We start from the raw sequence: 23,104 nt of genomic DNA on the forward strand, positions 1-23,104 counted from the left end.
CGCGCGCCGGCGCAACGCGGCACCCGCCCGCCGCGCGCCAGCCCTCAGCTCACGCCGTCAGCTCGTCGAGCACCGTCCCGATGGGGTGCGGCCCCGTGATGATCTCCCACTGATGCCCGGCGGTCTTGGGACGCGAGATGCAGGACGCGATGGTCTGCGCGACGTCGACGCGCGGGATCGAGTAGGGCTGCACCTTCTCACCGATGGTGATACATCCGGTGCCCGGGCCGTCGGTGAGGATGCCGGGCCGCAGGATGGTCCACGCGAGCCCCGACTTCCGCAGCTCGATGTCCGCCTCCCGCTTCGCGTACACGTAGGCGGTCCACACGTCCCCCCGTTCGGGGTCGGGGTCCGCGTCCACCCCCATCGCGGAGACCTGTACGAACCTCTTGATGCCGCGCCTCTTGGCGGCCGCGATCGACTTGAGCGAGCCCTCGAGGTCCACGGTGCGCTTGCGGGACGCGTTGCCGTCCGGGCCACCACCCGCCGCGAACACGATCGCGTCGCAACCGCCGAACACCGCGGCGAAGTCGGGCTCGTCCGCGTTCTCGATGTCGAGCCGACGCGCGATCGCGCCCAGGTCGGCGAGGGTCTGCAGCTGCTCGTCGCGTCGCGCGAACGCGACCACCTCGTGATCCCGATGAAGGAGGATCGGGATCAGCCGACGGGCGACCTTGCCAGACCCGCCGACCACGCCTACACGCGCCGGGATGCTCATATCTCCACCCTGGCCCGACACCTGGACCCGTGCAACCGGGGGCGCGGAAGTCAGGCCTTCGGGTCCGGCCCGTACTTGTTGGGACCCTCGTTGCCGGGGATGCACGCCACGACCAGGGTCAGCAGCGGGATGAACCAGCCGATGATCGACAGCGCCCCGTTCCATCCGATGTCCTGGTAGCGGCGGAACTGGATCGCGATCGCGGGCACCAGCAGCACCAGCCCGTAGAAGGACAGCGCGATCACCAGCACCCACCCGAAGGTCGTGTACGTCCCCGCCTCGGCGTCGCGTCCGGCCGTGAGCGCCAGCACGGCGACCACGGTGAAGATGAGCGCGTTGACCAGCACGAACCCCCAGTACTCGCTCCGCCGGGAGCGCCCCGTGAAGTCCGTGTACCGCTTGATTCCCGCGACGTACCCGCCCATGCCGTCCCCCTGAGAGCCCGATGCTCTCAACGTAGACGCGCGGTGGTCGCGGCGCGCGGCGGGATCAGGCCTTCGGGTCGGGCCCGTACTGGTTCGCGCCCACGTTTCCGGGGATGAGCGCCACGATGAAGGTGAGCAGCGGGAAGAACCACCCGATGATCGACACGGCCCCCGGCCACCCGATGTCCTGGTAGCGGCGCCACTGCAGCGCCAGCGACGGGAGGAGGATCGCGAGCGCGTAGATGGCGAACACCACGAGGATCACCGCGGCGAGGCCGCTGCCCTCCATCGTCTCGTAGTCGTAGCCGGCCACCGCGAGCAGGATGCCGAACACGATCGAGATGAGGAAGTTCACCAGCACGAACCCCCAGTACTCGCGCCTGCGCGAGCGGTCCGAGAACTGTGCGTACTTCGACAGCGCGAGCCTGTAACCGTTCATGGGGACCCCTCCTCGATGGGCCGGCCGGTGCCGGCACGTCCAACCTAGCGGGCGAGCGCGGCGTTGTCCCTGGAAGGACCGGGGACGATGCGGGGGTCGGGTCCGAACCGGTTCGCACCGTGGTGCCCGTCCACCACCGCGATCGCCAGCAGCACGATCCCGAGCCCGGGCACCAGGAGCAGCAGCCACCACGCGCTCATGCCCACGTCGTGAAGCCGCCTACCGGTGACGGCGAGCGTCGGGACGCCGACCGCGAGCACGTAGACCAGCAGCACGCCGAACGCCGCGGTGAGCGGCCCCCATGCGACGTAGTCAGGGTTGATGGTGGGGTCCTCGGACGGGCGGGCCTCGCCCGAGAACGCCGCGAGCCACAGCGCCGCGAAGGCGCCCGCCGTCGCGAGCCACGCGAGCGAGCCGAACAGCTGGAACCACCAGAACTCGGACCGGCGCGCGCGGCCCCGCACCGTCGCGTAGCGCTGGAAGCACGTCGCGACGGCCTCGCCGAAGCCCATCGGGCCTCCCCTGGTCACCCCGTCACTGTAGACCGGCGGGGCCGGCGCACCGCCGCGCGCGCGAGCAGGTCGGCGCCGACCACCAGGACCAGGCCGGTCCACACGGTGACGGGCACGCCCGCGAGATGGCCCACGTACCCGGTCAGCACGCCGCGGAACCCGGTGACCGCGAAGGCGAGCATCCCGACGATCGCGCACGCGACCGCGAGCGCCGCGAGCACGGTGCGTCCGAGGCGCGGCCCCACCAGCCCCGCCCGCGGCGGCGGGCGGTCGAAGCGCCGGAACGCCGCGACGAACACGGCGACGAGCGCCAGGAACGCGGGCAGCATGGCGAGCTTGGTCCACCAGAACGATGCGGTGGTCGGGTCGCCGTCGACGTCCACGCCCGCGACCCACAGGGTGGCGTAGACGGCCACGAGCGCCGAGAAGTGCCAGAGGAACGCCGTCATCGCGACCGCGCCTCCCGCCACCACGGCTGTCCACACGCGCCGCGACTCCAGCGCGCGCCGCGCCGGCGCCCGCAGCAGCAGCACGGCGCCGCACTGCGCGACGGCGAACGCGAGCAGCGCGACGGTGGGCGGCGCGAGGTTCGACAGCTCCTCTCCGTCGTAGGAGACCATCGAGATGCCGTACGGTCCCCACCCGACCAGGGCGACCAGGGTCGCGGCCCCCAGCCCGAGCATCGTCCCTCCGAGCCGTCGCGCGCCCCAGCGCTCGGCCGCGCCGTCCGCGTAGTGGAAGCCGAGCTGGTGGACCGCGAGCCACACGAAGGCGAAGTTGAACCACTTCACCCCGTCGATGCCGGCGCCGAGCCGGAGCGCGTCGACCGCGACGGCGGCGCCGACGAGCGCCGCGAGGGTGACCGCGGGCGCGTGGTCGTGGAGGGCCAGGAGCGCGGGGGCGAGAGCCGCGGCGATGAGGTAGATGCCGATGAACCACAGCAGCTGGCCCGCGATCTGCAGCAGCGGGGCCGTCGCGGGCGAGTCGCGCCAGGCGGCCTCGACCAGCACCGCGACGAGCGTCCACACGCCGACGAACACCAGCGCCGGCCGCACCAGGCGGCTCACGCGGGCGTGCACGAAGTCCGCGTACCCGCCGCCGCGGGCGCGCAGCGATCGCCAGGCCGTCGCGTGCGCGAAGCCGCCGACGGCGAAGAACAGCGGCATCACCTGGAACAGGAGGGTGAGCGGGCGGGTCCACGGCGCGAGCTCGAGGACGTTCGCGACGTCGACCGTGCCGGTCGCGTGGTCGAGCGTGACGGCGGCCATCGCGAAGTGGCCCAGCACCACGCCCAGCAGCGAGCCGACGCGCACGAGGTCCACGAAGCGGTCCCGCGACGCGGGTGTCGCGGCCACCGCGGCGGCGACCTGGTCGGCCATGGCCCCGAGACTAGCGAGCGCTCTCACACGGGGGTCGCGACACCCCCTACGCTGGGCGCGTGACCCTGGCCAGCGACCTCGCCCGGCTCTGGCGGGCCCGTGGATTCCGCCGCCTCACGCTGTCCCGCCTGCTGTCACAGGCCGGCGACGGCATGTTCCAGGTGGGGATCGCGACCGCGTTCTTCTTCGACCCGACGCAGGCGGCCACACCCTCGGAGATCGCGATCGGGTTCGCGGTGCTGCTCACGCCGTTCACGCTGGTGGGGCCGTTCGTCGGGCCGCTGATCGACCGCTGGCAGCGTCAGCGGATCCTGCTGGTGGGCAACCTGGTGCGCGTCGGGATGGCCGGCAGCATCCTCGCGGTGCTCGCGCTCGGTGGCCCGCTGTGGTCGCTGTACGCGCTCGCGCTGCTGACGCTGTCCGTCAACCGCTTCCTGCTCGCCGCGATGTCCGCGGGGCTCGCGAACGTGGTGCCCCGGGAGGAGCTGCTCGCCGCGAACGCGATCATGCCCACGCTGGGCACCATCGCCGCCGCCGCGGGCGCGGCCATCGGTGGCGTGGTGACGTTCCTGGTGCCGACCGCCTCGGATGCCTCCCTGGCCCTCGCGGCCCTGGTGTCCGCGATGGGAGCCTTCGCCGCATCGTCCTGGGCCGCCACGCTGCTGGGGCACACGGAGCTGGGCCCCACGCACCCGCTCGAGGCGCTGCGGCTGGGCGCCCAGGTGCGCGAGCTGGGTCGCGAGCTCGCGTCGGGGGTGGTCTACCTGCGCCGGCGCGTCACGCCGTTCCAGGCGCTCGGCGTGATGGCGGCGCAGCGGCTGCTGTACGGGGTGATGTTCGTCGCGTCGATCCTCATGTCGCGCTACCTGCTCGGGGACCCCGCGCACCCCGAGAACTCGCTCGGCGAGTTCAGCCTGGTGCTCGGGTTCGCGGCCGCCGGGTTCGGGCTCGCGGCGGTCCTCACGCCGTGGCTCGGGCCGCGCGTGGGCCGGCACCGCTGGATAGTCGCGTGCCTGGTGCTCGGGGCGGCCGGACAGGCGCTGCTCGCCGCGTCCTCGGCGAGGTGGGCGCTGCTCGCCGCGGCGGTCATCATCAGCCTCGCGGTGCAGGGCGGCAAGATCGCGGTCGACACGATCGTGCAGCGCGACACCGCCGACGAGTACCGCGGCCGCGCCTTCACGCTCTACGACATGGCGTACAACGTCGCGTTCGTCGCGAGCGCGGCGGTGGCCGCAGCGGTGCTGCCGCCCACCGGGTACTCCGCCGGCGTCATGGCCGGCGTCGCGGTCGCCTACCTGGCCGTCGCGCTGGTCTACGCGCGGGCGCCGCGCGTGCCCACGCCCGTGGGGTGAGGCGACCGGCGCATCGTCCCCCCCGCCCTACCGGATGGGACCCCGCAGCGCGGCGAGGCCGCCGCTGCCCAGGTGCTCCTGGCCGATCAGGTGGTCGAAGACGATGTTGGTCTCCGTCGACGCGACGGCGGGGTCCATGCTGAGCTCCGTCGCGACGAAGTCCCGCAGCTGCGCGGTGGAAGTGCACGCGACGTGGATGAGGAAGTCGATGGTGCCGCCCACGAAGAACACGGACAGCACGTTGGGCAGCTGGATGACCTTGGCGGCGTAGCTCTTGATCTGCGGGCGGGCCTGCGCGCGCAGCCGCACCGAGACGATCCCCTGGACGTCCAGCCCCAGCGCCTCGTAGTCCACCTCGATGTGCGCGCTCTTGATGACGCCGGCCTCGCGCAGCGCCTTGACGCGACCGTGGGTGGTCGACGGGGCGACGTGGAGGCGGGCCGCGAGCGCCGCGTTGGGGATGCGGGCGTCGCGCATGAGCTCCCAGAGGATCTTCTCGTCGAGGTCGTCGAGCCGAAGACCCTTCGGGCCGACGCCGCCGCGGAGGTGCTGCTCCATCGATTCTTCGCCTCTTCCCTGCTTTTCTGGGCCTGCGTTCACGATTGCTTGCCCTGAATGAAGTTCCTCCAAGAATTGTAGGCATCCGGCGAAGAACATGCGGTTCACCCGGATGCGAGCGGCGCGCGGCGCCAGGGAGGAGGGGCGATGCGCATCGGCATCCCCGCAGAGATCAAGGACAACGAGCGTCGCGTGGGCGCGACCCCGGCGGGCGTGCACGCGCTGGTCGCGGCCGGCCACTCCGTGGTGGTGCAGGCGGGCGCCGGGCTGGGCTCCGCCTTCGCCGACGAGGAGTATGTGCTCGCGGGCGCCGAGCTGGGCACCGTCGACGAGGCGTGGGCCGCCGACATGGTGATCAAGGTCAAGGAGCCCATCGCCGCCGAGTACGGCTACCTGCGCGCGGGCCTGCTGCTGTTCACCTACCTCCACCTCGCGGCGGACGAGCCGCTCACCCGGGCGCTGGTGGCCTCCGGGACCACCGCGATCGCGTACGAGACGGTCGCGCTCGAGGACGGGTCGCTGCCGCTGCTCGCCCCGATGAGCGAGGTCGCGGGACGCATGGCGACCATGGTGGGCGCGTACGCGCTGCAGTCGAGCCAGGGCGGCCGCGGCGTGCTGCTGGGCGGCGTGCCCGGCGTGCGGCCCGCGAGCGTGACGGTGCTGGGCGCCGGCATGTCCGGCCAGAACGCGATCGCGCAGGCCGTGGGCATGGGCGCGGACGTCACGGTCCTGGACCTGTCGGTGCCGCGGCTGCGCCAGCTCGACGCGCTCTACGCGGGTCGGGTCAAGACGGTGGTGTCCTCGGCGTACGAGGTCGAGCGCGCATGCCTCGAGGCGGACCTGGTGATCGGCGCGGTGCTGGTCGCCGGCGCACGGGCGCCGCGGCTGGTGTCGCGCGACCTGGTGTCGCGGATGAAGGCCGGCTCGGTGCTGGTCGACATCGCGATCGACCAGGGCGGATGCTTCGAGGACTCGCGTGCGACCACCCACGCCGACCCGACGTACACGGTCGAGGGCTCCACCTTCTACTGCGTGGCGAACATGCCGGGCGCCGTGGGCAACACCTCGACCCTGGCCCTCACCAACGCGACCCTGCCGTACGCGCTGCGCCTCGCGAACGACGGTTGGGAGGTCGCCACCGCCAAGGACGCCGCGCTCGCGCGCGGGCTCGCGACGGTCGACGGCCGGATCATCCACGGCCCGGTCGCGGAGCTCTTCCCGCACCTGGCGGGCGCGCCGGTCGCCTGAGGCGCGGCGGGGCTCAGCCCTGCCGCGCCTCCCACCAGGCCCGGAGCTCGGCCTCGGCCCGCTCCTCGCCCAGCGGCCCGTGCTCCATCCGCAGCTCGAGCAGGTACTTGTACGCCGCGCCCACGTCACGCCCGGGCGTGATCCCCAGCAGCGCCATGATCTGCGTGCCGTCGAGGTCGGGGCGGATCGCGTCGACCTCCTCCTGCTCGCGCAGTTCGGCGATGCGCGCCTCGAGGTCGTCGTAGGCGAAGGAGAGGCGGTCGGCCTTGCGGCGGTTGCGGGTGGTGACGTCCGCGCGCGTGAGCCGGTGCAGCCGCTCGAGCCCGGCGCCCGCGTCCACCACGTAGCGGCGCACCGCGGAGTCCGACCACCGCGCGTCGGCGTAGCCGTGGAACCGCAGGTGGAGGAACACCAGGTGCTCGACGGCCTTGATGGTGTCCTTGTCGAAGCGCAGCGCCTTGAGCCGACGCGCGGCCAGCTTCGCGCCCACCACCTCGTGGTGGTGGAAGGAGACTCCGCCGCCGGGTTCGAGGCGCCGCGTGGCGGGCTTGCCGATGTCGTGCAGCAGCGCCGCGAGGCGCAGCACCAGGTCCGGCCCCGGCACGGCCCCGTCCGGAGACGTCTCGAGTGCGATCGCCTGCTCCACCACGGTGAGGGTGTGCTCGTAGACGTCCTTGTGGTGGTGGTGCTCGTCGACCTCGAGCTTGAGCGCCGGCAGCTCGGGAAGCACGTGGTCCGCGAGCGACGAGTCGACCAGCGCCGCCAGCCCCTCCCGCACCCGCGACCCGAGCAGCAGCTTGGTGAGCTCGTCGCGCACCCGCTCCGCCGAGACGATCTCGATGCGCGAGGCCATCGCCGCCATCGCGGAGAACGTCGCGGGCTCGATCTCGAAGCCCAGCTGCGACGCGAAGCGCGCGGCGCGCATCATGCGCAGCGGGTCGTCGCCGAAGGACACCTCGGGGTCGATCGGCGTGCGCAGCAGCCCGCCCGCGAGGTCGGACAGCCCGTCGAACGGGTCCACGAACTCCAGCGACGGCAGCCGCACCGCCATCGCGTTGACCGTGAAGTCGCGGCGCGCGAGGTCGCCGTGGAGCGAGGTCCCGAACGCGACCACCGGCTTGCGCGTCGCGCCGTCGTACTCGTCCGCGCGGTACGTGGTCACCTCCACCACGAGCTCGCCGCGCCGCCCGCCGATGGTGCCGAACTCGCGCCCCATGTCCCACGTCGCGCGCGTCCACCGCTTGAGCAGCCGCTCGCTCTGCTCGGGCGACGCGGACGTGGTGAAGTCGAGGTCCGCGCTCGAGCGGCCCAGGAACGCGTCGCGCACCGGACCGCCCACCAGCGCGAGCTCGTGACCCTCGCGCTCGAACGCCTCCGCGAGCTCCGTGATCTCCGGCGGGAGCGCGGCCCACAGGCCCGCGGCGCGGCGGCGCAGGACGTCGAGCGAGGGCGGGGCGGAAGGCTGGCTGGTCACCGGTCAAGTGTCCCAGACCGGCGCCCCGGGACCCCCGCCCGGGCCCGCACCCGCCGGGCACGCCTCCCTGACCCCCTCCGGCGGGTCGTTAGAGTTGGGCCATGCCCACGCCGCCCGTCCCGCGCCCCGGCCCCGTGCCGACGCCTCCGCAGGGGGCCGCGCTGAGGCGTCGGGAGAGCGTCGCGCACCGGGCGCCGCACCTGCCCGTGAGCAACGAGACCTCCGCCGGCGGCATCGCCGTGCGGGTCGAGGACGGCATCGCGTACGCCGCCTGCATCGGGCGCCGCAACCGCGCGGGCCGCCTCGAGTGGTGCCTGCCGAAGGGCCACATCGAGGAGGGCGAGACCCCCGAGATCGCCGCGGTCCGCGAGGTCGCCGAGGAGACCGGCATCGACGCGGAGATCATCCAGCCGCTCGGCATCATCGACTACTGGTTCACGGGCGACGACCGCCGCGTCCACAAGGTGGTCCACCACTACCTGCTCGAGGCGCAGGGCGGCATCATCACCACGGAGAACGACCCCGATCACGAGGCCGAGGTCGCGCGCTGGATCGCGGTCGCGGACCTGTCGCGCGAGCTCGCGTACCCGAACGAGCGGAAGATGGCGCAGGCGGCGGCACGCCTGCTGGCCATCGCCCCGTGAGCGGAGGGACGATGCGCGGGTCCCGGACGCGCGCGGCCGTGCGCCGCGCGCTCGCCGCAGGTGCGGTCGCGGCGGCGGCGACCGCCGTCGCACCGGCGGCGCACGCCGCGCCGGACGAGGCCGCGACCGCCACGTCGGGCACCGTGATCGGCACGGTCGAGTCCGCGCCCATCCCGATGGTGCGCCCGCAGCAGTCCCTCACGGCCGTGGTGTCCGTCGAGAACCTCGCGGCGACCCCGGTGGACGGCGCCCGGGTGCTCCTGCGGCTGACGCGCGAGCCGCTCGAGGACCGCGCGGCGCTGGCCGACTACCTCGCCGGCGACCAGGGCTCGATGATCACGGTCGGGTCCTCCGACGTTGGCACGTCCACCGTCGCGAGCGGGGACAACGGCCGCCCGACCGCGGTCACCCGGCTCGACGGCACCTCCTCCTCGACGGTGTCCGTGACGTCCCAGGCCAAGCGCCTGCCGTTCGCGGAGGACACATGGGGCGTCCACGGCGTCGAGGTGCTGCTGCGCACCGAGGACGGCGACTCGACCCTCATGACCGGCGCGGTCACCTGGGTGGACGCGGCCATGCCGCAGCTCACGCTGGCGACGGTCGCCACGGCGTCCGGCCAGAGCGCCCAGGTCCGCTCGATCGCCGCGGCGACCGACATCGACGGCGTCACCCTCGCGATCGATCAGACCGCGCTGTCGGACCTGGGCACCGACACTCTCGACCTGTCCGACCGCGCGGTGATGCGCCTGCCCGCGCAGGACCCCGACATCGTCTCGCTCGCGCACGCCGAGGACGCGTCGCTGCTCGACTTCGCGCTCGACAGCTCGCTCGGCACCGGCGCGAGCTCGCTCCAGGACACGTCCTGGCTCGCGGTCGTGGAGAAGGCCGACCGCTCGACGGTCCGCCTGGCGGCGGAGAAGGACGCCGGGGCGATGCTGGTGACCGGCCGCGCCGACGTGATGTCGAACAGGGTCAAGGGCGCGGTCGCGACCACGCGGGCCGGCGGCGAGGAGGTCGCCCTCCTCACGCCCGACGGCACGCTGTCCTCCTACGTCACCGCCCCGGGCGGCGCCTCGGCCGGCACCGTGGGCGCCGCGATCGCCGCGGGGGCGCTCACCGCGTCCCAGACCGTGTCGCCGGTGCTGCTGTGGACCGGCGACGCATGGGCGCCGTCGGGCTCCGAGGACGCCTCCGCGCTCGCCGCGCTGATGAACGCGCCCTTCGTGGACGCCGTCAGCGTCGAGGACCTCACCCGCGACCCCGCGACCCAGACCTCGATCCGGTGGAAGCGCGACACCGCGGACGACATGGACGCGAGCACCCTCGCGGGCCTCACCTCCCGCCTCGCGGATCTCTCCGAGCTGAGCACCGTGGCGGAGGACCCCGCCAGCATCCTCGACCCGGGCGGGCGCACCCTCCTGTCGCCGCTCGACCGCGCGGTGCGCGGGGACGCGGTCCAGGTCGAGCTGCGGGTCGCCACCTCCGCCGCCTCGGTCGACGAGACGCTCGGTGCGCTCCACGTCGCGGCGGGATCCGACGTGAACTTCATCGCCGACCAGGGCAACCTGCCCGTGACGGTGGTGAACAACCTCGACGTCGACGCGACGGTGGTGGTCGACATGACGTCCTTCTCTCCCAACCTGCAGATCCGCCAGTCGCCCACCGTCACCATCCCGGCGCGCTCGTCGAAGACGGTGCCGGTCGAGGTGTCCGCGGTCTCCTCGGCGAACGTCCGCGCTATCACGGTGCTGCGCAACGCGGAGGGCATCGCGATCGCGGAGCCGGTGAGCATGAGCGTCCGCGTCCGCGCGGACTGGGGCACCGCCGTCACGGCCGTGTTCACGGCGGGTCTGGTGGTGCTGCTCGTCATGGGCGTGATCCGCACCATCCGCCGCGGCCGCAAGGAGACGCGCACCACCCGCGTGACCGAGGACTCGGACGCCCCGGCCGAGAAGGAGTGACGTGACCGAGGACAGCGGCGTGACCCCGGGCGCGGAGAACCCCCCGCAGCCGCGCGTCCGCTCGCTCGGGCGCAACACGCTGGTGATGGCGTCCGGCACGTTCGTGTCGCGCGGGCTCGGCTTCATCCGCAACGCGATGCTCGTCGCCGCGATCGGCGCCACGGGGATCGCGGCGAACGCCTACGACGTCGCCAACAAGATCCCCAACACGCTCTACGCGATCGTGGCCGCCGGCGTGCTCAACGCGGTGCTGGTCCCGCAGATCGTGCGGGCGTTCCGTCGCCCCGACGGCAAGCGCACGGTCGACCGGATCGTCACGCTCGGCGTCTTCGGCTCGCTCGCGCTGTCGATCCTCTTCACGCTCGCGGCGCCGGTCTTCGTCGCGATCTACACCCAGGGCTGGGACGCCCCGCAGCGCGACCTCGCCGTCGCGTTCGCCTTCTGGTGCATCCCGCAGCTGTTCTTCTACAGCGTGTACACGATCCTGGGCCAGGTGCTCAACGCACGCGAGCAGTTCGGGCCGTACATGTGGGCGCCCGTGCTCAACAACCTCGTCTCCATCGTGGGCCTCGCGGCGTTCCTCGCGATGTACGGCGGCTACGCGTCCCACTCGGCCGAGTTCGACGACCCGGGCTGGTGGAGCGCCAACCCGACGTGGCTCATCGCGGGCACCGCGACGCTCGGCATCGCCGCGCAGGCGCTCATCCTCATGTGGCCGCTCCGTCGCGGCGGCTACCGGTGGAGCCCGGTCTGGTCCGGACCCAAGGGCGAGCTGTCGGGCATCACCACGGTGGCCGGCTGGGCGCTCGGAGCGGTGCTGCTCGACCAGGTCGGCGTGGTGGTCGCCACGCGCGTCGCCAGCGAGGCGGGCGCGGTCGGGAGCGACCTCGGCGGCGAGGTGATCGCGGGCAACGCCGCCTATTTCAACGCCATGATGCTGTACCTGCTGCCGCACTCGCTCATCATCGTGTCGCTCATCACGGCCCTCGCCACCACCATGTCGCGCCACGCTGCCGCGCGCGACACCGCCGCCCTGCGCGCGACCGTGCAGCGCGGCATGCGGATCGTCACCGTGTTCGGCCTGTGGTCCACCGCGGTGCTGGTCGCCCTCGCGCCCGCCATCGTGCGTCTGGCGCTTCCCACGGCCGCGCCCGCGGAGGTCCGCTCCATCGCGTACGTGCTGATGGCTCTCGCCCTCGGAGGCGTGCCGCTCGCCCTGCTCGGCGTGTTCAAGAACGTGTTCTTCGCGCTCGAGGATGCCAAGGCCGTCTTCTACATCCAGATCCCCGTCACCGTCGCGTGGGTGGGCGGGATGCTCATCCTCCAGCAGGGGCTGGACCCCTACTGGTGGACCGCCGGCGTGGCGCTCGCCCTCAGCATCTCCAACGTCATCGGGGTCCTGCTGCGCGGCGGGGCGGTGCGCACGCGCATCGGCAGCCTCGGCATCCGCGCGTACGGCGGCCTCGCGATCCGGGCGCTCCTCGCCGCGGTGCTCTCCGGCGCGGTCGGATGGTCGCTCCTGCGCTTCATCCCCGCCTCCGATCCGGGCGACAGGATGCACTCCCTGATGGTCGCCCTGGTCGCGCTCGTCATCCTCATCCCCCTGATGGGCCTGCTCTACTGGGCCGTCCTGCGGGTGCTGCGAGTGCCCGAGGCAAGCGAGCTCCTCGCCCCCATCACGCGACGTCTGAGGCGCAACGTACGATAGGTGCGGAGCGAGGTTCGGGGGTTGGATCAGGTGAGAGCGGGCACTGTTCTGGGTGCGCGTTTCACCCTGCTTCGGGCGATCGACCACGACATCCCCGACATCGAGCGGCACCTCGCGGATGACACGCGCCTGGGTCGACGCACCGTGGTGGACGTGGTGCGGACCGCCGAGGACGCGTCCATCCGTCGCGAGGCGATGCGGGCGGCGCGGCTGCGCGACCCGCGCCTCGCGCGCATCGTCGCGACGGGCAGGGAGACGGTGGACGATGCCCCGGTCACCTTCGTGGCCGTCGAGCACGTCCCCGGTGCCTCCTTGGCAGACGTGCTCGCGCGTCACCGCATCGACGCGCGCCGCGCCGTCGCGATCGTGGGCGGCGCCGCTCGAGCCCTCGCCGTCGGACGGGCCGCGGGCCTCACCCACGGCTTCGTGCGACCGGGCTGCATCACCATCACCACCCGCGGCCGCGTGGTGGTGGCGGGCCTCGGCGTGGACGGCGAAGCGGCCGCGCATGCCGGCCTCGTCGACCCGCCCAGCGAGGAGCGCGACGCGCGCGAGCTCGCCCTCATCCTGGTGCGTGCGCTCACCGGGCTCGACCCCGACGAGGCCACGGCGGACGACCTCCCGGACGGTCTGGCTCCGGCCGCCCGCACCCTCGCCGTGGACACGCTGCTCGGCGCGGGGCCCGCTGCGGTGGCTGACGTGGTGAACGCGCTCGCCTCCGCGGACGCGCGCGCCCTGATCGGCTTCGACGGTGCGGTCGACTCGCTGCCTCTCACGCCGCGCCTCGAGCGCGAGGAGGCGGAGCGCGCCGCGCGCGAGGCCGCCGAGGAGGAGCGCCGGCTCGAGGAGGAGCGCGCCGCGGCACGCGCGCTGGTCGAGGCGGGCACGCTGGTCGCCGCACGTTCCGCCGCCGAGGAGGCCCGCGCCACCGAGCTGTCCGACGGCGACCCCCACGCTCAGGTGCGTGCCGCCCTCGAGGAGTACGAGGCCCACGAGGCCGCGACGCAGGAGCTCGCGATCGCCCAGGCCCTCGCGGCCGAGCACGAGCGTGCCGTCGCGGAGGGGCGTGCGGTCGCGGCCCCGCCGGAGCCCGCGGACCGTCACGAGGCCGCGTTCGACACGCTCGAGATCATGGTCGCCGAGCAGAACCTGGTGCGCGAGAAGGGCACCTGGGAGCTGGTGCTCGAGGCGCTCCACCGTCGCTGGCCCGCGTCCGAGGGCATCGCGCGGTCGCTCCGACGCGCGCGCGAGCGCGCCAACAGCGGCGGACCCCTCAACGGCAGCCGGGTGGTCCTCACCGTCGCGATCGCCGGCATGGTGCTCGCCGTGATGATCGCGATGGCGTGGCTCGCCTCGCCGCTCGGCGACGACATCGTCATCGAGCAGGACCCCTCGGGCATCCCCAACCCGGCGGTCACCGCGACGCTCAACCCGTCACCCGATCCACAGTCGTGACGGCACCGAACACCCGCCGGCGCGCCCGGGAACACACGCCCCCTACCATCTGTTCATAGATTCGCCTCCCTGCCCTCCCCGGGCAGGGCCCCACCGTCACACAAGGAACAAACGTGAGCGACACCCGCAACGTCATCATCGTGGGATCCGGTCCTGCCGGGTACACGGCCGCCATCTATGCCGCGCGTGCGGGTTTCCACCCGCTCGTGATCGCGGGCTCGGTCACCGCGGGCGGTGCGCTGATGAACACCACGGAGGTGGAGAACTTCCCCGGGTTCGTCGAGGGCATCCAGGGGCCTGAGCTGATGGAGACCCTGCAGGCGCAGGCCGAGCGTTTCGGCGCCGAGGTGATGTTCGACGACGTCACCGCGCTCGAGCTGGACGGCCCGGTCAAGAAGGTCACCACGGGCATGAGCGGCGAGTTCATCGCCCACGCGGTGATCCTCGCGATGGGTTCCGCGTACCGCGAGCTGGGATTGGACGACGAGAAGCGCCTGTCGGGCAAGGGCGTGTCCTGGTGCGCGACCTGCGACGGGTTCTTCTTCCGCGACCAGGAGGTCGTGGTGGTCGGCGGCGGCGACTCCGCCGTCGAGGAGGCCACCTTCCTCACCCGCTTCGCGTCCAAGGTGTACCTGGTGCACCGTCGCGACGAGCTGCGGGCGTCGAAGATCATGGCCGACCGGGCCATGAACGACCCCAAGATCGAGTTCGTGTGGAACTCCGAGGTCACCGGCCTCGCCGGCGACGCCAAGCTGTCGGGCGTGCAGATCCGCAACCGTGTCACCGGTGAGGACAGCACGCTGGCCGCGACGGGTCTGTTCGTCGCGATCGGCCACGAGCCCCGCTCCGAGCTGGTCAAGGGCGTCGTCGACACCGACGAGGCCGGCTACGTCCTCGTGACCGGCCGCACCACCGCCACCAACATCGACGGCGTGTTCGCCTGCGGCGACCTCGTCGACAACCGCTACCGCCAGGCCATCACCGCCGCAGGCTCCGGCTGCTCCGCCGCCCTCGACGCCCAGCACTTCCTCGACGCCCTCCACGCCGCATCGTCCACCGGCACGGAGACCGTCGCAGCGGCGGAGGCGGCGCCCGCCGCCGAGCTGCCCACCACGCCGGTCCCTGCCACCGTGGACTCGTTCCAGGCGGAGGTGCTGCAGTCCGAGGTGCCCGTGGTGGTCGACTTCTGGGCGACCTGGTGCGGCCCGTGCCGCGCCGTGGCGCCGCTCCTCGACGAGCTCGCGGAGGAGTACGCCGGCCGCCTCAAGGTGGTCAAGGTCGACACCGACGCCAACCCGCAGCTCGCGATGGCGTACGGCGTCACGTCCATCCCCACCATGAGCTTCTTCAAGGGCGGCGAGGTCGTGAAGTCCGTGGTGGGCGCGCGTCCCAAGCCCGCCCTCGCCGCGCTGTTCGACGAGGTCATCGCCTGACCCGACCCGCGCATCGTCTCCAGCCACGGGGGTCCAGCCGCATGACGGCTGGACCCCCGTGCGTCTGACAGACTGACCGCATGAGCGACGGCACGCCCACCCCTCGCGAGGGAACCCGCCTCGACCCCTGGTTCGGGTCGTACGCGCAGCGCGCGCACCAGATGCGCGCCTCCGAGATCCGCGCGCTCTTCGCCGTCGCCAGCCGTCCCGAGGTGGTGTCGCTGGCCGGCGGCATGCCGTTCATCGGCGGCCTGCCGCTCGAGGAGCTGGGCGAGATGACGCGCCGGATCATCGTCGAGCACGGCGAGGTGGCGCTCCAGTACGGCTCCGGGCAGGGCGACGTCACGCTGCGGGAGAAGATCCTCGAGGTGATGGCCCTCGAGGGCATCAGCGCGCATCCGGACGATGTGGTGGTCACCACGGGCTCGCAGCAGGCCTTGGATCTGGTCACCACGGTGTTCATCGATCCGGGCGACGTGATCGTCGCCGAGGCGCCGTCCTACGTGGGCGCGCTCGGCGTGTTCCGCGCGCACGAGGCCGAGGTGGTCCACGTCCCCATGGACGCGCACGGCCTCATCCCCGAGGAGCTCGAGACCACGCTCGCCCGGCTCAAGGCCGCAGGCAAGCGCGTGAAGTTCCTCTACACGGTGCCGAACTTCCACAACCCCGGCGGGGTCACGCTGTCGCTCGAGCGCCGGCCCCAGGTCCTGGAGATCTGCCAGCGCTACGGCGTGCTGGTGCTCGAGGACAACCCGTACGGCCTGCTCGGCTTCGACACCGAGCCGATGCCTGCCATGCGGTCGATGAGCCCCGAAGGGGTCATCTACCTGGGATCATTCTCCAAGACCTTCGCTCCCGGCTACCGGGTGGGCTGGGCCGTCGCGCCCCACGCGGTGCGCGAGAAGCTGGTGCTCGCGTCCGAGGCCGCCATCCTGTCGCCGTCCAACGCCTCGCAGATGGCGATCGCGACGTACCTCGAGCACTTCGACTGGCAGGGCCAGATCAAGAAGTTCCAGGTGCAGTACCGCGAGCGACGCGACGCGATGATCTCCTCCCTGGCGGAGCACATCCCCGAGGCGTCCTGGAACGTGCCCGACGGCGGCTTCTACGTGTGGGTGAAGCTCCCGGACGGGCTCGACGCCAAGTCGATGCTCCCGCGCGCGATCACCGCGCGCGTCGCCTACGTGTCGGGCAGCGCCTTCTACATCGACGGGACCGGCACGGACCACCTGCGCCTGTCCTACTGCTTCCCCACGCCCGAGCGCATCCGCGAGGGCGTGCGGAGGCTCGCGACGGTGGTGGACGCGGAGCTCGAGACCGTCCGGATCTTCGGCACCTCGGGAGGAGCCCGCGGCGATGCGGTCGACTTCCCGTCGCCCGACCTGTACTGACGAAGGGAACGTCATGCACGCACTCATCCTCGCCGGCGGCCTGTCGCACGAGCGCGACGTCTCGATCCGCAGCGGACGCCGGGTCCAGGACGCGCTCCGTGGCAAGGTGGAGAAGGTCTCTTTGCTCGACGTTGACACCGAGCTGATCCCGACTTTGCGCGCCGGCGACGTGGACGTGGTGTGGCCGCTCCTCCACGGCGCCACGGGCGAGGACGGCTCGCTCCAGGCCCTGCTCGAGCTCATGGGCGTGCCGTACGTGGGCACCACCTCCGGGGCCTCGCGCGTCGCGTGGAACAAGTCGGTCGCGAAGGCCGTGATGGGCCGCGCCGGGATCGACACCCCCGAGCACGTCACGCTGCCGCAGTCGCTGTTCCGCGAGGTGGGCGCCGAGCAGGTGCTCGACACGATCGTCGCGCGCTTCGGGTTGCCCGTGGTGGTCAAGCCCGCGCGGGGCGGATCCGCCCTCGGCGTCTCCGTGGTCCGCGACCGCGCCGACCTCGCCCGTGCGATGGTCCACTGCTTCGCCTACGGCGACATCGCCCTGGTGGAACGGTTCGTCGAGGGCACCGAGGTCGCCATGAGCGTCCTTGGCACGGGGGACGATGCGCGGGTCCTGCCGGCGGTCGAGACGGTCACCGACGGCGCGTACGACTACGACGCGCGCTACAACCCCGGCCGCGTCGAGTACTTCGCACCGGCACGCCTCACGGACGCCCAGGCCGAGCAGGCGGCGGCGACGGCGCTCACCGTGCACCGGTCGATGGACCTGCGCGACCTTTCGCGCATCGACATCATCCTCGACGGCGACGGCCGCGCCCAGGTGATCGACATCAACATCGCCCCCGGGATGACGGAGACGTCGCTGTTCCCGCAGGCGGCCGAGGCCGCCGGACTGGACCTCGGCCAGGTGTACGGGGACCTGGTGCTGGGTGCCGCGCAGCGTGGTCCCGGCGCCCGCTAGGGGCCGGAACCAAGCATCGTCCCTGGTAGATCTCCTAGTCGGAGAATACTCCCGGGTCCTGCGGATCGATCATCGCGACGATCCGGTTGAGATCGTCCACCGTTGCGAAGTCGATGGTGATGGATCCCTTGGTCCGTCCCAGCTTCACCTTGACGCGCGTGTCGAAACGGTCGCCGAGGCGTCCGCCCAGGTCATCGAGCGCCGGGGTGCGTGCCCCGGCACGCACGGCGCCTCGACGGGGCTTCGGCGTGTCGACGCCGAGCGCCACCGCCTCCTCCGTGGCGCGCACCGAGAGGCCCTCGGCGACGATGCGCGTGGCGAGGTGCTCCATCTGCTCGTGCGTCTCGAGGCCCAGCAGCGCGCGGGCGTGGCCGGCGCTGAGGACGCCCGCGGCGACGCGGCGCTGGACGGTCGCGGGCAGGCGCAGCAGGCGCAGCGTGTTCGAGATCTGCGGGCGCGAGCGGGAGATGCGCGTCGCGAGCTCCTCGTGCGTGATCCCGAAGTCCTCGAGGAGCTGCTGGTAGGCGGCGGCCTCCTCGAGCGGGTTGAGCTGGCTGCGGTGGAGGTTCTCGACGAGCGCGTCGCGAAGCATGGCGACGTCGTCGGTCTCGCGGACGATCGCCGGGATCTCGGTGAGCCCGGCCTCCTTGGACGCGCGCAGGCGGCGCTCGCCCATGATGAGCTCGAAGCCCTCCCCCGTGGGGTTGGGGCGCACCACGATCGGCTGGAGGACGCCGATCTCCTTGATGGATCCGACCAGCTCCGCGAGCTCGTCCTCGTCGAACACCGTGCGGGGCTGGCGGGGGTTCGGCACCACGGAGTGCGGGTCGATGTGCGCGAAGCGCGCACCGGGCACGGGGACCAGCTCGCCGTCCTCGGACACCTCGGTGATGGTCGGCAGCGCCGCCGTCGACGTGTCGGAGAAGAAGACGTCGCGGGGACGCTCCCCGGTCTGGGCCTCGGGCTCGGTGGGGATCAGCGCGCCCAGGCCGCGGCCCAGGCCCCTCTTCGCCTTGCTCACTGCTTCTCCGATCCCGCGGCGCCGCGCACCGCGATGTCACGCGCGATCGCCGTGTAGGCGACGGCTCCCGACGAATGCGGGTCGTGGGTGATGACGGTCTGTCCGAAGCCGGGTGCCTCGGACACGCGTACCGAGCGTGGCACGGTCTGCTCGAGGGTCTGCGACGGGAAGTGCGACCGCACCTCGGACGCGACCTCGCGCGCGAGGTTGGTGCGGCCGTCGTACATCGTCAGGACGATGGTGGAGACGTGGATGCCCTGGTTGAGGTGCTTGCGCACCATCTCAACGGTCTTCATCAGCTGCGTGAGCCCCTCGAGCGCGTAGTACTCGCACTGGATGGGGATGAGGACCTCGGTGGCGACCACCATCGCGTTGAGCGTGAGGAGCCCCAGGCTGGGCGGGCAGTCGATGAAGACGTAGTCGAGGTTCTTGCCGGGGCCAGCGAGGAGCTCCTTCACCGCGTCGTGCAGGCGGAACTCGCGCCGCACCACGGACACCAGCTCGATGTCCGCGCCGGCGAGGTCGATCGTCGCGGGCACGCACCACAGGGTGTCGATGTCCGGGCAGCGCTGCGCGACCTTGTTCATGGGCACGTCGTCGAGCAGGACGTCGTAGATGGACGGCGTGCCGGACCGGTGGTCGACGCCGAGCGCCGTGGAGGCGTTGCCTTGGGGGTCCGCGTCGATCACCAGCACGTTGGCCCCGCGCTTGGCGAGCGCCGCGGCGACGTTGACCGAGGTGGTGGTCTTCCCCACCCCGCCCTTCTGGTTGGAGACGGCGATGACGCGGGTGCGGGGCGGTCGCGGGAAGGTGGCCTCCTCGAGCTCCCGGCGGTGACGCTCCGTGGCCATCATCTGCGCGGCGAGCGGGCTGCCGTGATCCTCCGCGAGTCCGTCGAACGGGTCCGATGTTTCACGTGAAACAGAGGGCAGGGTGCTGGACCTCTCGTCGTCGGTCACGTTCGTGTGCTGCGTCTGATCGGTCGACACGCAGTTCCCTTCTCGTTGTGCCGCGGTGAGCCGGTCGGGCCGCGCGGCGCACCATGTTTCACGTGAAACATGGTCCCTGACACACACGCTCCCGCCGTCGGCAGCGAGGCGGGAGGTCCTTCCCAGAGGTCACGACTCTACCGCAGAGCGCCGACGAGGCAACAGGCGGCGGCCGGATGCCGAGGCCGCACTCGCCGGGCCAGGTCACCGGGTGCCATCTGTGGAGAAACCACCCGTGAGGGGCCATTTCCCGCACGAACCGCTGTGGAGAGCGCTGTGGACGTCAGCTGTGGGTAAGTACCACGACGGTGGTCGGCTCGACCCCGGCGATCGTCCCCGCGGAGTGGATCTCCCCGGTGAGGCGCTGCTTGCGCAGCGTGTACTTGGCGCGCTCGAGCTCGTCAGGGGCGCTGCGTCCCTTGAGAAGCACGAACTGACCGTGGTCGGTCAGCAGCGGCCGGCACCACTTCACCAGCTTGTCGATGGCCGCCACCGCACGTGCGGTGATGACGTCGGCCTCGACCGACTCCGCGACCTCCTCAGCGCGGCCGCGCAGGATCTGCACGTTGTCGATCCCGCACTCGCGCGCGGCCTCGAACAGCCACTGGGTACGTCGCTCCATCGGCTCGATGAGCACGTAGTCGCGGTCGGGATCCATGGCCGCGAGCACCAGGCCGGGCAGCCCCGCTCCCGAGCCGACGTCCGCGACGCGCCCCTCCCCCAGGAAGGGGTGCAGCGCCGCGGAGTTGAGGATGTGACGCTCCCACAGCCGGCCGACCTCGCGAGGACCGATCAGCCCGCGCTCGACGCCCTGGTCACGGAGCATGTCGGCGAACGCGAACACGCGAGGGTACGTGTCGCCGAAGTACTCACGGACTGCGGCGGATCCGTCCAGCGGATCCTGCTCGCGGGGGTCGTCGGTCATCGATGTTTCACGTGAAACGTCAGGCCGGCAGGACCACGACGTAGCGCTGCGGGTCCTCGCCCTCGGACTCCGAGGAGAGCCCCGCCTCGAGCACGACGTCGTGGACCACCTTGCGCTCGAAGGCGTTCATCGCGGGAAGCGAGACGCGGTCGCCCGACGCGCGCACCTTGGCGATGGCCTCGCGCGCCTGCTCCGCGAGACGCTCGCGGCGGCCCGTGCGGAAGTCGGCGATGTCCAGCATGAGGCGGCTCACCTCGCCGGTGTCGGACTGCACCGCGAGACGCGTGAGGTCCTGGAGCGCCTCGAGCACCTCGCCGTCGGGGCCCACCAGGCGCTTGAGGTCCTGGCTCGGTCCGTCGGCGACGATCGCCACCTTGGCGCGACCCGCCTCCACGGAGATGTCGATGTCGCCATCCATGTCGAGGATGTCGAGCAGCTCCTCGAGGAAGTCCGCGGCGACGTCGCCCTCGGCCTCGAGCTTCTTGATGTTGTCGGTCATGACTCGTCCTTGGTGTCATCGGCCGGCAGGGCCTGGGGCTTGCTGCCGCCACGGTTCTTGCGCTTGGGCTGCTGGCGCTGCCCCGATCGCTTGCTCTCGTCCTCGATCGCGGGTGCCTGCTCGATCACCACGGCGTTCGGGTCCTCGCCCCGGCGGGCGGCCTTCCGGGCGGCCTTCGCCGCGAGGCGCTCCTTGTGCTGGCGCTCGGCCTCGGAGCCCGGGGTCGGGTTGTTGCGGATCACGTAGAACTGCTGCCCGAAGGTCCAGATGTTGGTGGTGGTCCAGTAAATGAGGACACCCACCGGGAAGTTCGGGCCGGTGATCACGAAGATGAACGGCAGCGCGTACATGAGGATCTTCTGCTGCTGCGCCATCGGGCCCTCGAGGGCGGAGGCGGGCAGGTTCTTGCGCGTGAGCTGGTGCTGCGTGAGGAACGTGGTCGCGACCATCGCGATGATGAGCACCGCGGACACGATCTTCGCGGACATGCCCTCGGAGTTGAAGAACGTCTCGTTCAGGTGGGCGCCGAAGAAGGTCGCGTTGGCGGCCTGGTCGATGAGGTCCTGCGACAGCAGGCCGATCGGTCCGGCGTCGCCGCCCAGGTTGTAGTTGAGCACGCGGAACAGCGCGAAGAAGATGGGCGCCTGGATCAGCATCGGCAGGCACGAGGCGAACGGGTTCGTCTTGTGCTTGGAGTACAGCTCCATGGTCTCGCGGCTCATCGCCTCGCGGGACGCCTGGTCCTTCTTGCCCTTGTACTTGTCCTGAACCTTCTTGAGGTCCGGGGCGATCAGCTGCATCGCGCGCGACGCCTTGATCTGCTTGACGAACAGCGGGATGAGGGCCGCGCGGATGGTGACCACCAGGCCGACGATCGCCAGCGCCCAAGTGATGCCGGCTGTCGGGTCGAGACCGATGAAGGTCCAGATCTGGTGCCAGATCACCACGATGTTGGCGACCACCCACTCGAGCGGGTAGAGCAGAGTGTCCACTGTTGTCCTTAGGTCAGCCGAGCAGAGGTCGATTGGTTAAGCATTGCGGCATTGTTCCGCGTGAGGCGAAACAGACGCTCCCCCTTTGCGGGGACGTCGTCGACGCCGCCGTTGCTCCATGGGTTGCACCGCAGCACGCGCCACGTCGCCAGCCCGGTGCCCACGAACGCGCCGTGCACCTGGATCGCCTCGACGGCGAAGTGCGAGCACGTCGGGTGGTACTTGCAGCGCGGTCCCGTCAGCGGGGAGACCACGAGCTGGTATCCGCGGATGGCGCCCGTCAGCGCGCGGCCGGCGACGGTCATCGCGCCGCCTTCGCGAGGGCATGGCGAAGCGCCCCGTCCACGTCGGACGCGAGGTCCGTGAACGAGGCGTCGGCGGCGGGCGGCAGGGCGCGGATCACCACGGCGGTGCCTTCCGGCAGGCCGGGGACGCGCGCCGACATGATCGCGCGCAGGCGTCGCTTGACGCGGTTGCGGACCACGGCACCTCCTACCGCCTTAGAAACAGCGAAACCGGCCATGCGTCTCGCATCGCCGGTCAGCGCCACGTGCACCACCAGGGTGCGCCGGCCGCTTCGGATCCCCGACCGCATCACGGACCGGAAGTCCGTGGACGATCGCAGACGTGCGTCGGCCGGCAGCAACCTCAGGCCGAGAGCTTGCCGCGGCCCTTGCGACGGCGCGAGGCCAGGATGGAACGTCCGGCACGCGTGCGCATGCGCAGACGGAAGCCGTGCGTCTTGGCACGCTTGCGGTTGTTCGGCTGGAAAGTCCGCTTGCTCACGGGTACTCCATTAGTTTCAGGGCATGGTCAAATCAGCGCACTAACGTTACGCGTAACCCGGGAGAAGGGTCAAATCGCGTCGGTCGTCTTGGGGCGCGCCTCCTGAACAGGATAGGCTCCACCATCACGGCCGGACGCCAGATGACCGACACGCGGACATGCGGTAACGAACCGGTGTCGGGCCATGCACCGACTGTGAGAAACGCTGTGGAAACTACTTGGGGGTGACGGCCA

At 71.8% G+C, this 23,104-nt stretch carries 24 protein-coding genes and 1 pseudogene; 10 read left to right on the forward strand and 15 right to left on the reverse strand.

The genetic code is table 11. The annotated features are described in order from the left end of the window. Window positions 1–49: 49 nt before the first annotated feature. The 5 genes from AOM05_RS02635 to AOM05_RS02655 all read right to left on the reverse strand — a co-directional run bounded on the left by AOM05_RS02635 (window position 50) and on the right by AOM05_RS02655 (window position 3,473). On the reverse strand, window positions 50–718 hold the full coding sequence (locus AOM05_RS02635; RefSeq protein WP_062519192.1) for an SDR family oxidoreductase: 669 nt from the start codon (window positions 716–718) through the stop codon (window positions 50–52). A gap of 50 nt (window positions 719–768) precedes the next feature. Continuing rightward, a complete protein-coding gene (locus tag AOM05_RS02640; RefSeq protein ID WP_062519194.1) occupies window positions 769–1,143 on the reverse strand; it encodes a DUF805 domain-containing protein in 375 nt (124 codons plus the stop codon). 64 nt (window positions 1,144–1,207) lie between these two features. Beyond that, window positions 1,208–1,582 (reverse strand): DUF805 domain-containing protein, encoded by a 375-nt coding sequence (locus tag AOM05_RS02645; RefSeq protein WP_062519196.1) that lies wholly within the window; start codon window positions 1,580–1,582, stop codon window positions 1,208–1,210. Window positions 1,583–1,626: 44 nt separating this feature from the next. After that, window positions 1,627–2,112 carry a DUF805 domain-containing protein gene (locus AOM05_RS02650; RefSeq protein ID WP_228373182.1) on the reverse strand — a complete coding sequence of 162 codons (486 nt, stop codon included), beginning with the start codon at window positions 2,110–2,112 and terminating at the stop codon, window positions 1,627–1,629. Next, window positions 2,109–3,473 carry an acyltransferase family protein gene (locus AOM05_RS02655; RefSeq protein WP_062519200.1) on the reverse strand — a complete coding sequence of 455 codons (1,365 nt, stop codon included), beginning with the start codon at window positions 3,471–3,473 and terminating at the stop codon, window positions 2,109–2,111. The genes AOM05_RS02650 and AOM05_RS02655 overlap by 4 nt, the downstream gene beginning before the upstream one ends. 59 nt (window positions 3,474–3,532) lie before the next feature. Between AOM05_RS02655 and AOM05_RS02660 the strand changes: the two genes are divergently transcribed. Then, a complete protein-coding gene (locus AOM05_RS02660) occupies window positions 3,533–4,825 on the forward strand; it encodes an MFS transporter (protein ID WP_062519202.1) in 1,293 nt (430 codons plus the stop codon). Between the two features lie 27 nt (window positions 4,826–4,852). Here AOM05_RS02660 and AOM05_RS02665 read toward each other — a convergent pair whose 3' ends face one another. Further along, complete coding sequence (locus AOM05_RS02665) at window positions 4,853–5,383, reverse strand: Lrp/AsnC family transcriptional regulator (protein WP_062519204.1); 531 nt, start codon at window positions 5,381–5,383, stop codon at window positions 4,853–4,855. Between the two features lie 147 nt (window positions 5,384–5,530). On the opposite strand from AOM05_RS02665, the gene ald reads away from it, so the two are divergent. Beyond that, on the forward strand, window positions 5,531–6,631 hold the full coding sequence (ald, locus tag AOM05_RS02670) for an alanine dehydrogenase (RefSeq protein WP_062519207.1): 1,101 nt from the start codon (window positions 5,531–5,533) through the stop codon (window positions 6,629–6,631). 13 nt (window positions 6,632–6,644) lie between these two features. On the opposite strand, the gene AOM05_RS02675 is transcribed toward ald, so the two are convergent. Further along, on the reverse strand, window positions 6,645–8,105 hold the full coding sequence (locus AOM05_RS02675; protein ID WP_062519209.1) for a CCA tRNA nucleotidyltransferase: 1,461 nt from the start codon (window positions 8,103–8,105) through the stop codon (window positions 6,645–6,647). A gap of 101 nt (window positions 8,106–8,206) precedes the next feature. Between AOM05_RS02675 and AOM05_RS02680 the strand changes: the two genes are divergently transcribed. The 8 genes and pseudogenes from AOM05_RS02680 to AOM05_RS02710 all read left to right on the forward strand — a co-directional run bounded on the left by AOM05_RS02680 (window position 8,207) and on the right by AOM05_RS02710 (window position 17,658). After that, entirely contained in the window at window positions 8,207–8,749 is a 543-nt protein-coding gene (locus AOM05_RS02680) for an NUDIX hydrolase (protein ID WP_062519211.1), read from the forward strand. A gap of 11 nt (window positions 8,750–8,760) precedes the next feature. Next, window positions 8,761–10,710: a DUF6049 family protein gene (locus tag AOM05_RS02685; protein ID WP_156165003.1), complete on the forward strand. Its 1,950-nt coding sequence runs from the start codon at window positions 8,761–8,763 to the stop codon at window positions 10,708–10,710. A gap of 1 nt (window position 10,711) precedes the next feature. Beyond that, complete coding sequence (gene murJ, locus AOM05_RS02690) at window positions 10,712–12,418, forward strand: murein biosynthesis integral membrane protein MurJ (protein ID WP_062519214.1); 1,707 nt, start codon at window positions 10,712–10,714, stop codon at window positions 12,416–12,418. A 21-nt stretch (window positions 12,419–12,439) separates the two neighbouring features. Beyond that, window positions 12,440–13,873 (forward strand): protein kinase family protein, encoded by a 1,434-nt coding sequence (locus tag AOM05_RS02695; RefSeq protein ID WP_062519216.1) that lies wholly within the window; start codon window positions 12,440–12,442, stop codon window positions 13,871–13,873. 113 nt (window positions 13,874–13,986) lie between these two features. Then, a pseudogene (gene trxB, locus AOM05_RS02700) lies at window positions 13,987–14,961 on the forward strand (thioredoxin-disulfide reductase); the annotation flags it as partial. Between the two features lie 42 nt (window positions 14,962–15,003). Next, window positions 15,004–15,306 carry a thioredoxin gene (gene trxA / locus AOM05_RS14540; protein ID WP_228373197.1) on the forward strand — a complete coding sequence of 101 codons (303 nt, stop codon included), beginning with the start codon at window positions 15,004–15,006 and terminating at the stop codon, window positions 15,304–15,306. 80 nt (window positions 15,307–15,386) lie between these two features. Then, a complete protein-coding gene (locus AOM05_RS02705; RefSeq protein ID WP_062519219.1) occupies window positions 15,387–16,697 on the forward strand; it encodes an aminotransferase-like domain-containing protein in 1,311 nt (436 codons plus the stop codon). A gap of 13 nt (window positions 16,698–16,710) precedes the next feature. Continuing rightward, entirely contained in the window at window positions 16,711–17,658 is a 948-nt protein-coding gene (locus AOM05_RS02710) for a D-alanine--D-alanine ligase family protein (RefSeq protein WP_267127695.1), read from the forward strand. A 34-nt stretch (window positions 17,659–17,692) separates the two neighbouring features. On the opposite strand, the gene AOM05_RS02715 is transcribed toward AOM05_RS02710, so the two are convergent. From AOM05_RS02715 to rpmH, 8 genes are all read right to left on the reverse strand, one after another. Then, on the reverse strand, window positions 17,693–18,679 hold the full coding sequence (locus tag AOM05_RS02715) for a ParB/RepB/Spo0J family partition protein (protein WP_062519222.1): 987 nt from the start codon (window positions 18,677–18,679) through the stop codon (window positions 17,693–17,695). Continuing rightward, window positions 18,676–19,668 (reverse strand): ParA family protein, encoded by a 993-nt coding sequence (locus AOM05_RS02720; RefSeq protein ID WP_369401110.1) that lies wholly within the window; start codon window positions 19,666–19,668, stop codon window positions 18,676–18,678. Before AOM05_RS02720 ends, AOM05_RS02715 begins: the two co-directional genes overlap by 4 nt. Window positions 19,669–19,951: 283 nt before the next feature. Then, window positions 19,952–20,593 (reverse strand): 16S rRNA (guanine(527)-N(7))-methyltransferase RsmG, encoded by a 642-nt coding sequence (gene rsmG, locus AOM05_RS02725; protein WP_062519224.1) that lies wholly within the window; start codon window positions 20,591–20,593, stop codon window positions 19,952–19,954. A gap of 19 nt (window positions 20,594–20,612) precedes the next feature. Beyond that, window positions 20,613–21,092: a Jag family protein gene (locus AOM05_RS02730; RefSeq protein WP_062519226.1), complete on the reverse strand. Its 480-nt coding sequence runs from the start codon at window positions 21,090–21,092 to the stop codon at window positions 20,613–20,615. Continuing rightward, the gene (yidC, locus tag AOM05_RS02735) at window positions 21,089–22,084 is read right to left on the reverse strand and encodes a membrane protein insertase YidC (RefSeq protein ID WP_062519227.1); all 996 of its coding nucleotides are present in this window, start codon (window positions 22,082–22,084) and stop codon (window positions 21,089–21,091) included. The genes AOM05_RS02730 and yidC overlap by 4 nt, the downstream gene beginning before the upstream one ends. An 8-nt stretch (window positions 22,085–22,092) precedes the next feature. Further along, window positions 22,093–22,389, reverse strand: coding sequence for a membrane protein insertion efficiency factor YidD (yidD, locus tag AOM05_RS02740; RefSeq protein ID WP_082097201.1), 297 nt, complete (start codon window positions 22,387–22,389; stop codon window positions 22,093–22,095). Then, window positions 22,386–22,730, reverse strand: a complete 345-nt coding sequence (gene rnpA / locus AOM05_RS02745; protein WP_082097202.1) for a ribonuclease P protein component — start codon at window positions 22,728–22,730, stop codon at window positions 22,386–22,388. Before rnpA ends, yidD begins: the two co-directional genes overlap by 4 nt. 2 nt (window positions 22,731–22,732) lie before the next feature. Further along, the gene (rpmH, locus tag AOM05_RS02750) at window positions 22,733–22,870 is read right to left on the reverse strand and encodes a 50S ribosomal protein L34 (RefSeq protein ID WP_062204973.1); all 138 of its coding nucleotides are present in this window, start codon (window positions 22,868–22,870) and stop codon (window positions 22,733–22,735) included. Window positions 22,871–23,104: the final 234 nt, after the last annotated feature.

This window comes from Demequina silvatica (assembly GCF_000971215.1).
In the GTDB taxonomy this organism is placed as follows: Bacteria; Actinomycetota; Actinomycetes; order Actinomycetales; family Demequinaceae; genus Demequina; species Demequina silvatica.

What these genes read in the sequence shown, in the direction of transcription:
- AOM05_RS02635 (WP_062519192.1), bottom strand. Translation starts at nt 718, where the DNA reads ATGAGCATCCCGGCGCGTGTAGGCGTGGTCGGCGGGTCTGGCAAGGTC.
- AOM05_RS02640 (WP_062519194.1), bottom strand. Translation starts at nt 1,143, where the DNA reads ATGGGCGGGTACGTCGCGGGAATCAAGCGGTACACGGACTTCACGGGG.
- AOM05_RS02645 (WP_062519196.1), bottom strand. Translation starts at nt 1,582, where the DNA reads ATGAACGGTTACAGGCTCGCGCTGTCGAAGTACGCACAGTTCTCGGAC.
- AOM05_RS02655 (WP_062519200.1), bottom strand. Translation starts at nt 3,473, where the DNA reads ATGGCCGACCAGGTCGCCGCCGCGGTGGCCGCGACACCCGCGTCGCGG.
- AOM05_RS02665 (WP_062519204.1), bottom strand. Translation starts at nt 5,383, where the DNA reads ATGGAGCAGCACCTCCGCGGCGGCGTCGGCCCGAAGGGTCTTCGGCTC.
- ald (WP_062519207.1), top strand. Translation starts at nt 5,531, where the DNA reads ATGCGCATCGGCATCCCCGCAGAGATCAAGGACAACGAGCGTCGCGTG.
- AOM05_RS02680 (WP_062519211.1), top strand. Translation starts at nt 8,207, where the DNA reads ATGCCCACGCCGCCCGTCCCGCGCCCCGGCCCCGTGCCGACGCCTCCG.
- AOM05_RS02685 (WP_156165003.1), top strand. Translation starts at nt 8,761, where the DNA reads ATGCGCGGGTCCCGGACGCGCGCGGCCGTGCGCCGCGCGCTCGCCGCA.
- AOM05_RS02705 (WP_062519219.1), top strand. Translation starts at nt 15,387, where the DNA reads ATGAGCGACGGCACGCCCACCCCTCGCGAGGGAACCCGCCTCGACCCC.
- AOM05_RS02710 (WP_267127695.1), top strand. Translation starts at nt 16,711, where the DNA reads ATGCACGCACTCATCCTCGCCGGCGGCCTGTCGCACGAGCGCGACGTC.
- rsmG (WP_062519224.1), bottom strand. Translation starts at nt 20,593, where the DNA reads ATGACCGACGACCCCCGCGAGCAGGATCCGCTGGACGGATCCGCCGCA.
- AOM05_RS02730 (WP_062519226.1), bottom strand. Translation starts at nt 21,092, where the DNA reads ATGACCGACAACATCAAGAAGCTCGAGGCCGAGGGCGACGTCGCCGCG.
- yidD (WP_082097201.1), bottom strand. Translation starts at nt 22,389, where the DNA reads ATGACCGTCGCCGGCCGCGCGCTGACGGGCGCCATCCGCGGATACCAG.